Origin of the sequence: Agromyces binzhouensis, assembly GCF_004135055.1 — a bacterium.
Lineage (GTDB): Bacteria > Actinomycetota > Actinomycetes > Actinomycetales > Microbacteriaceae > Agromyces > Agromyces binzhouensis.
Window position 1 is genome coordinate 1 of record NZ_SDPL01000107.1, and the last position, 8402, is coordinate 8402.

Consider the following 8402-nt stretch of genomic DNA (forward strand, 5'->3'; position numbering starts at 1 on the left):
GACGGCGATCCGGCTGCCGCGGAATCGGCGTCGGCCGTGGCATCCGCTGCGCCGACGGCGCCGCCTCCCGCACCGGCTGGGGGAGCGGCGGCCGGCGCTTCCGGCGGCGCCTCGGATGGCGTGGAGGGTGCAGGAGCGGGCGATGGCGGGGGAGCCGGATCCGACGAGACCGACCCGGTCGAGGCCGCGTCCGTGCTGCTCGAGATCCGGCAGGGATGCCTCGCCGGTCGCGACCTGGCGTGCGTGGCGTCGTACGCACAGCCCGGCGCGCCCATCGAGGCCGTCGACCTGGCCGCGATGGCGTCGGGTGAGCCGATCGTCCCGGGATCGGCGGACCTGTCCGCGATCTCGGTCACCGCCGACCTCGGTGACGCGGTCGTGCTCAGCGTGCCCGCGTTCGGCGAACGCGAACCGGCCTCGCTCCTGATGATGCGGAGCGAGGCCGGTTGGCGTCTGCGGGAGTGGTTCGGCTAGATCCCGAGGTCGCCCTCGAAGTCGCCCTCCTCGAGGCGTGCCTTGACCGCCGTGAGGAAGCGAGCCGCATCGGCACCATCGATGATCCGGTGGTCGTACGACAGCGCGAGGTAGACCATCGAGCGGATCGCGATCGCGTCGGAGCCGTCATCCGAGATCACGACCGGGCGCTTGACGACGACGCCGGTGCCGAGGATCGCGGTCTGCGGGAGGAACACGACCGGCGTGTCGAACAGCGCGCCGCGCGACCCGGTGTTGGTCAGCGTGAACGTGCCGCCGGCGAGCTCGTCGGGCTTGAGCTGGTTGTTGCGGGTGCGCTCGGCCAGGTCGGCGATCTGCCCGGCGAGTCCGGCGATGTCGAGCTCGCCCGCGTCGCGCACGACCGGCGTGAGCAGGCCGCGCTCGGTGTCGACCGCGATGCTCAGGTTCTCGCGCTCCGGGTAGACGATGGCGTCACCGTCGACCGTCGAGTTGATGATCGGGTAGGCGCGGAGCGCCTCGACCGCGGCGAGGGCGAAGAACGGCAGGAACGACAGCTTGGTGCCGGTCTTCTCCTGGAACGTGCCCTTCACGCGGTCGCGAAGGCGTGCCACGCGCGTGACGTCGACCTCGACGACCGAGGTGAGCTGTGCGGTCGACTGCATCGAGACGACCGCGCGCTCGGCGACGACCTTGCGCAGACGCGTCATCGGCTGGGTGGTGCCGCGCAGCGGGGAGGTCTCGAGCGGCTGGCGCTCGGCCTTGGCGGCCGGCGCCTCGGTGGCCGTGGCGGGGGAGCCCGCGGAGAGCACGTCCTGCTTGCGGATGCGACCGCCGACCCCCGTGCCCGTGACGGAGGCGAGGTCGACGCCCTGCTCGTTCGCGAGCTTGCGGACGATCGGGGTCACGTAGCCGGACGTGCCGGCGTGCGATCCGCCCTGCTGCGGAGCGGGCGCCTCCTGAGCCGGAGCCTGCTGCGCGGCCGGAGCCTGCTGCGCGGGTGCCGGAGCGGCCGGAGCCTCCTGAGCCGGAGCCTGCGGCTGAGCAGGCGCCTCCTGAGCCGGAGCCGGAGCGGCCGGAGCCTCCTGAGCCGGAGCCTGCGGCTGAGCAGGCGCCTCCTGAGCCGGGGCGGCCGGAGCCTCCTGTGCCGGTGCCGGAGCGGTCTGTGCCTGCTGCGGAGCGGGCGCCTCCTGCGGAGCGGGCGCCTCCTGCGCGGCCGGGGCCTGCTCAGCAGGAGCAGGGGCGGCCGGAGCCTCCTCTGCCGGGGCGGGCGCGGCCTCGGCCTGCGGTTCCTCGGCCGGCGCAGCATCTCCGCCCCCGGAGCCGTCGCCGATCGTGACGAGCGCGGTGCCGACCTCGACCGTCTCGTCCTCCTGGACGAGGATCGCCTCGATGACGCCCGCGACGGGCGATGGAATCTCGGTGTCGACCTTGTCGGTCGAAACCTCGAGCAGCGGCTCGTCGACCTCGACTCGATCTCCCACGTTCTTCAGCCAGCGGGTGACCGTGCCCTCGGTGACACTCTCGCCGAGTGCCGGGAGGCTGACGGATTCGCTCATTCGCTTGTCTCCTTCACAGCGTGTGACGCGTTCTAGCTTATTGCAGTCGTGTTTCCGCGCGACGGGATCAGAGCGCGTGGAGCGGCTTGCCCGCGAGCTTGAGGAACGCCTCGCCGAGCGCCTCGTTCTGGGTCGGGTGCGCGTGGATCAGCGGAGCGATGTCCTCGGGGTAGGCCTCCCAGTTCACCGCGAGCTGGGCCTCGCCGATCAGCTCGCCGACTCGGGCGCCGATCATGTGCACGCCGACCACGGGGCCGTCGTTCACGCGGACGACCTTGATGGATCCGCTCGTCTCGAGGATGTGGCTCTTGCCGTTGCCCGCCAGGTTGTACTCGTACGAGGACACCTGGTCGGCGCCGAACTTGTCGGCGGCGCGCGCCTCGGTGTAGCCGACCGAGGCGACCTCGGGCTCGCTGTAGGTCACCTTCGGGATGTTGACGTCCTCGACGATGATCGGGTTCAGGCCCGCGATCTCCTCGGCGACGAAGATGCCCTGCTGGAAGCCGCGGTGGGCGAGCTGGAGGCCGGGGACGATGTCGCCCACGGCGTAGACGCCGGGGACGCTCGTCTCGAGGCGCTCGTTCGTGATGACGAAGCCGCGGTCGACGGTGACACCCGCCTCTTCATACCCGAGGTTCTGGGTCACCGGGCCACGACCGACGGCGACGAGCAGGAGCTCGGCCTCGACCGTGTCGCCGTTCTCGAGGGTCACGACGACGCCGTCGTCGTGCTGGGTGACGCCCTGGAAGCGCACGCCGAGCTTGTAGTCGATGCCGCGCTTGCGGAAGGCGCGCTCGAGCTGCTTGGAGATCGACTCCTCCTCGTTCGGGACGAGGTGGGGGAGCGCCTCGATGATCGTGACCTCGGAGCCGAAGGAGCGCCAGACGCTCGCGAACTCGACGCCGATGACGCCGCCGCCGAGGATCGCGACCTTCTTGGGCACGAAGTCGAGCTCCAGCGCCTGCTCGCTCGTGATCACGCGGCCGGCGATCTCGAGGCCCGGCAGCGAGCGCGAGTACGAACCCGTGGCAAGGACGACGTTCTCGCCGGTGAGGCGGTCATCGCCGACGACGACGGTCTTCGCACCCTCGAGTCGGCCCTCGCCCTCGAACACGGTGATGCCGCGTGCCTTGATCAGCCCCTGGAGACCCTTGAACTTGCTCGCCACGATGCCCTCGCGGTATCGCGTCACGGCCGGGATGTCGATGCCCTCGAAGCTCGACCGGACGCCGAACTTCTCCGACTCGCGCGAGTTGTCGGCGACCTCTGCGGCGTGCAGGAGCGCCTTCGTCGGGATGCAACCCCGGTGCAGGCAGGTGCCGCCGAGCTTGTCCTTCTCGACGAGGGCCACGCTGAGGCCGAGCTGGACGGCGCGCAGCGCCGCTGCGTACCCTCCGCTGCCGCCTCCGAGGATGACGAGGTCAAAGTTCTGCTCGGACAAACGGAATCTCCCTTGCGCATCGGATCTGCGGCGCGAGTCACCCGGTTCGTGGCCGGGGAACGTCTGGGGCGAGGATCGCCCCAGACGACTGTACTACTTGGCGGCGGCCCGCTCGCCCAGCGCGATGAGCGTGCGCACGGCGGCTCCGGTGCCTCCGGCGCCGGTGAATCCCCAGGGCGCCGCGGTGTTGTACGACGGCCCGGCGATGTCGAGGTGCGCCCACGGGATCCGGGGTGCGTCCTCGCCGTCGCGTCGGCCGACGAACTGCTGCAGGAAGACGCCGGCGAGGAGCATGCCGGGCACGACGGTGCCGAGCTTGGTGTTGGCGAGGTCCGCGACGTCCGACTTCAGCAGCGGGAGCAGGTCCTCCGGCAGCGGCATCGGCCACGTCGGCTCGCCTGCGGCCTCGGCCGCGGCGCGCAGGTCTCCGACGAGCTCGTCCTCGCCCATCAGTCCCGTGATGCGGTTGCCGAGTGCCACCACCTGGGCGCCGGTGAGCGTCGCGACGTCGACGATGGCGTCCGGCTGCTCCTCGCTCGCGGCCGCGAGCGCGTCGGCCATCACGAGGCGCCCCTCCGCGTCGGTGTTCAGCACCTCGACGGTGGTGCCGCCCTTCATCCGGATCACGTCGTTCGGTCGAGCCGCGGTGCCCGACGGCATGTTCTCGGCGAGGCAGAGCCATCCGGTGACCCGCACGGGCACCTCGAGCTCGGCGAGCGCGACGATCGCGGAGAGCACGGCGGCGGCGCCGGCCATGTCGGACTTCATGCCGACCATCGAGGCGCCGGGCTTCAGCGACAGCCCGCCCGAGTCGAACGTGATGCCCTTGCCGACCAGGGCGAGATGAGCGGATGCCCCGGCCGGGGCGTACTCGAGGCGGACGAGCCGTGGCGGGCGCGAGGAGCCCCCGCCGACCGCGAGGATCCCGTTGAAGCCGCCCTCGGCGAGCGCGGCCTCGTCGTAGACCCGGACCTCGACGCCGGCCGATTCCGCGGCCTGCGACGCGAGGTCGGCGAGCGCGGTCGGCGGCAGGTCGTTCGGCGCGGTGTTCACGAGGTCCTTCGTCCGCGCCACCGCGGCGACCACGCTGCGGACGCGGTCGAGCCGGACGGCCGCGGCGTCGTGCTCGGTGTGCAGCGTCAACCGGTCGGGACCGGTCGGGCCCTCGCGGTACTCGGTGAAGGCGTAGGCGCCGAGTGCGGCGCCTTCGGCGAACGCCTCGGCGAGCGCGGCGTCGAGCCCGTCTCCGGCGAGGGAGACGGACGATGCGGTGGCGAGGGCGCGGAGCGCGGCGCCTCCCGCGTGACGCAGCGACGCGGCATCCGTCGTCTCGCCGACGCCGGTCGCCACCACGATGCCGTCGCCGTCGGGCGACGTCAGCTTCGTCACCTCGTCGAGTCCGCCCTTCGCGCCGAGCCGTGCGAGGGCGGCGCCGACCCACTCGAAACCGCCGCCGACGACCGGTACCGGGCCGTCGCCGGTGCGTCGGACGGGCAGGACGACGGCATCGGCGTCGGTCGTGGCGGCGGGGGATGCGATGAGCTCGATCGAGGGAACGGACATGGCTTCGATCGTAGGTCGTCGCCCGATCCTTGCCGCATCCGGTGTTCGCTCTCGGCATGGTCGCAGCGGTGCGCGCACGGCCGGAGGCGGTCGGGCCGTCGGTACCCTTGTCGTATGCGCGATCCCCGCTCCCTCTACGAGCTCAACGCCGACGTCGAGGTGCCCCTCGGCCTCCCGCTCGTCGCCGGTCTCACGGGGTTCGCCGACGCGGGATCGGCGGTCGCGCAGACGACCGCGTACCTCCTCACGAACCTCGACAGCGAGGTCGTGGCCACGTTCGACGCCGACGAGCTGCTGGACTACCGGGCCAGGAGGCCGGTGATCCTCTTCGAGAGCGACCACCTCACCGACTACCGGCCCCCGAGGCTCTCGCTCGACCTGGCCCGTGACGAGCTCGGCCAGCCATTCCTGCTCCTCACCGGCTTCGAGCCGGACTTCCAGTGGGAGCGCTTCGGTGCCGCGGTGCTCCAGCTGATCGAGCGGTTCGAGGTGGCGTCGACCACGTGGATCAACTCGATCCCCATGCCGGTGCCGCACACGAGGCCGATCGGCGTCACCGTGAGCGGGAACCGGACCGATCTCATCGAGGCGATGTCGGTGTGGCGGCCGACGACGCAGGTGCCGGCCAACGCGCTGCACCTCGTCGAGTACCGGCTGCAGACGCTGGGCCACCCGACGACGGGGTTCGTCTTGCTGGTGCCGCACTACCTGTCGGATGCGGAGTTCCCGTCGGCCGCGGTCACGGCACTCGAGGCGGTGAGCGCCTCGACGGGCCGCATCTTCCCCACGGACTCGCTCCGCGAGCAGGGCCGCGAGTTCACGGCACGGATCGACGAGCAGGTCGCCGAGAACGGCGAGCTCGCGAAGCTCGTGCACACGCTCGAGGAGCGCCACGACGACTACATGGAGGGCACCACCCTGCGGTCGCCCCTCACCGACGAGGACGGCGAGCTCCCGTCGGCCGACGAGATCGGCGCCGAGCTGGAGAAGTTCCTTGCCCGGCGACGCAACCGCGACGCCGAGGAGGGCTGAGGTCCCGCCCGCCGGCGGCCGCCCGGAGGGGCCTCCGGGGAATGCGGGCGTCCGTGCGGACGTTGGAACATGGTGCAGGTCGGAGTGCGCCCCGAAACCCCGCGCGGTCGCGGTCGGTCGACGCGTCTCGGCCTGTATAATGGGGGGAAGGACCCGTTCTGGTCCGCCGTGCGACTGCCGTCGCATCAGCCGCGGACTTGACATGGGTCCTCATCGTGTCCGAAATCACCCGGGTCGCGACGCAGTCAGACATCCCGGCAGGCCCGCCCAGGGGCCACGCGCCGCGCGACGGTGAGGAAGAGGTTCAGTACACATGGCAGCCAAGACCACCACGGCGACGACCGACGAGTCGGCCGAGGCGCCCCGCGCCACCGGTACGACCAAGCGGACGTCGACGTCGAAGTCGACGAAGGCACCGACCACCAAGGCCGCGGCGTCCAAGGGCGCCGCGTCCAAGACCCCCGCGGCCGAGGGCGAGTCCACCGGCAAGCGCGCCACGACCGCGTCGAAGAGCCCTCGCACGTCGACCGCCAAGGGCGGCAAGGCGAAGGGCGCCAAGGGCGCGGCGAAGGGCTCCGACGAGGACGAGCTCGACGAGGACGCAGCGGAGGTCGCCGTCGAGGACGCGACCGACGAGGCCGCGTCCGGCGAGGAGTCGACGGAGGAGGCCGGCGACGACGAGGAGGCCAAGCCCGCACCCGTCGAGCCCCACCCGACGGGCGCGATCGTGCTCCGGGCATCCGACGACGAGGACGAGATCCCCGTCTACTCGTCGACGATCACCGGCGCGACGGCCGACCCGGTCAAGGACTACCTGAAGCAGATCGGCAAGGTCGCGCTCCTGAACGCGGCCGAAGAGGTCGAGCTGGCCATGCGCATCGAGGCGGGGCTCTTCGCCGAGGAGAAGCTCTCGCACATGTCGGACGCCGAGAAGCGCTCGCAGCTCGGTCGCGAGCTGCAGTGGGTCGCCCGCGACGGCCAGCGCGCGAAGAGCCACCTGCTCGGCGCGAACCTGCGACTGGTCGTCTCGCTCGCCAAGCGCTACACCGGCCGCGGCATGCAGTTCCTCGACCTCATCCAGGAGGGCAACCTCGGCCTCATCCGCGCGGTCGAGAAGTTCGACTACACCAAGGGCTTCAAGTTCTCGACCTACGCGACGTGGTGGATCCGCCAGGCGATCACGCGCGCCATGGCCGACCAGGCCCGGACCATCCGCATCCCGGTGCACATGGTCGAGGTCATCAACAAGCTGGCTCGCGTCCAGCGCCAGATGCTGCAGGACCTCGGCCGCGAGCCCACGCCGGAAGAGCTGTCGAAGGAACTCGACATGACCCCGGAGAAGGTCATCGAGGTCCAGAAGTACGGCCGCGAGCCGATCTCGCTGCACACCCCGCTCGGCGAGGACGGCGACAGCGAGTTCGGCGACCTGATCGAGGACACCGAGGCGGTCGTCCCGGCCGATGCGGTCGGCTTCACCATGCTGCAGAAGCAGCTGGAGTCGCTGCTCGACTCCCTGAGCGAGCGCGAGGCCGGCGTCATCCGCATGCGCTTCGGCCTCGGCGACGGCATGCCGAAGACGCTCGACCAGATCGGCGACACCTTCGGCGTGACCCGTGAGCGCATCCGCCAGATCGAGTCGAAGACGATGGCGAAGCTGCGTCACCCGTCCCGGTCCCAGTCGCTGCGCGACTACCTCGAGTAGGCCGCCAGTGAAGTACGCGCCGGCGATCCTCGTCGGCCGGCTCACCAGGATCGCCGCCCGGCTGCGCAAGCCGGGCGGCGGTTCGGCGGTGCCCGGCCTCGTCGTCAATACGATCGCGCCCCGCTACCTCGGCACCACGCTCTCCGGATTCCCGCGCGGCCTCGTCGTCGTCACCGGGTCGAGCGGCAAGTCGACCACGACCAAGATGCTCGTGGCGATCCTGCGCGCGCACGGCGAGGCGGTCTTCACGAATCCCTCGACGGCGAACATCAGCCAGGGCCTCACCTCCGCCCTCCTGGAGCAGGCGGACTGGCGCGGGCACGTGCCCGGCGACGTCGCCGTGCTCGAGATGGACGAGGGCCACGGGGCCCGGGTGATGGAGGGCGTCGACGCTCAGGTCGTGACGCTGACGAACGTGATGGTCGACCAGATCGACCGGTTCCACGACTCGGAGATGGTCGCCGGCATGCTGGCGAAGATCGCGGCCCGCGCCGACGGCTGCGTCGTCGTGAACGCCGACGACGCCTACCTCGAGCGGATCGCCGGCGGGCTCCGCGACGGCGTCGCGGTCCGCCGCTTCGGCGTCTCGCCGACGGTCCTCGCCGCCGCACCGCGCGGACTCGGCCACACCGAGACCAGCGCCGAGCGGCTC

6 protein-coding genes and 1 pseudogene are annotated in these 8402 nt (G+C 71.5%); 4 read left to right on the forward strand and 3 right to left on the reverse strand.

Going from position 1 to position 8402, the window contains the following annotated elements; genetic code table 11:
• Positions 1–474, forward strand: a pseudogene (locus ESO86_RS07355) (hypothetical protein); the annotation flags it as partial.
• On the opposite strand, the gene sucB reads toward ESO86_RS07355, so the two are convergent.
• The 3 genes from sucB to ESO86_RS07370 all read right to left on the reverse strand — a co-directional run bounded on the left by sucB (position 471) and on the right by ESO86_RS07370 (position 5016).
• Positions 471–2012, reverse strand: a complete 1542-nt coding sequence (gene sucB / locus ESO86_RS07360) for a 2-oxoglutarate dehydrogenase, E2 component, dihydrolipoamide succinyltransferase (RefSeq protein ID WP_129234318.1) — start codon at positions 2010–2012, stop codon at positions 471–473. The pseudogene ESO86_RS07355 and the gene sucB overlap by 4 nt on opposite strands.
• 67 nt (positions 2013–2079) lie before the next feature.
• Positions 2080–3453: a dihydrolipoyl dehydrogenase gene (gene lpdA / locus ESO86_RS07365; RefSeq protein ID WP_129234319.1), complete on the reverse strand. Its 1374-nt coding sequence runs from the start codon at positions 3451–3453 to the stop codon at positions 2080–2082.
• Between the two features lie 93 nt (positions 3454–3546).
• Positions 3547–5016, reverse strand: a complete 1470-nt coding sequence (locus tag ESO86_RS07370; protein WP_129234320.1) for a leucyl aminopeptidase — start codon at positions 5014–5016, stop codon at positions 3547–3549.
• Between the two features lie 114 nt (positions 5017–5130).
• Here ESO86_RS07370 and ESO86_RS07375 point away from each other — a divergent pair, with 114 nt between their 5' ends.
• The 3 genes from ESO86_RS07375 to ESO86_RS07385 form a co-directional block, all read left to right on the forward strand.
• Positions 5131–6048: a proteasome assembly chaperone family protein gene (locus ESO86_RS07375; RefSeq protein ID WP_129234321.1), complete on the forward strand. Its 918-nt coding sequence runs from the start codon at positions 5131–5133 to the stop codon at positions 6046–6048.
• Positions 6049–6361: 313 nt separating this feature from the next.
• Positions 6362–7750 carry an RNA polymerase sigma factor gene (locus ESO86_RS07380; protein WP_129234322.1) on the forward strand — a complete coding sequence of 463 codons (1389 nt, stop codon included), beginning with the start codon at positions 6362–6364 and terminating at the stop codon, positions 7748–7750.
• Positions 7751–7757: 7 nt separating this feature from the next.
• Positions 7758–8402 (forward strand): Mur ligase family protein (locus tag ESO86_RS07385; RefSeq protein ID WP_242492257.1); only part of this gene is annotated, 645 nt, incomplete at its 3' end.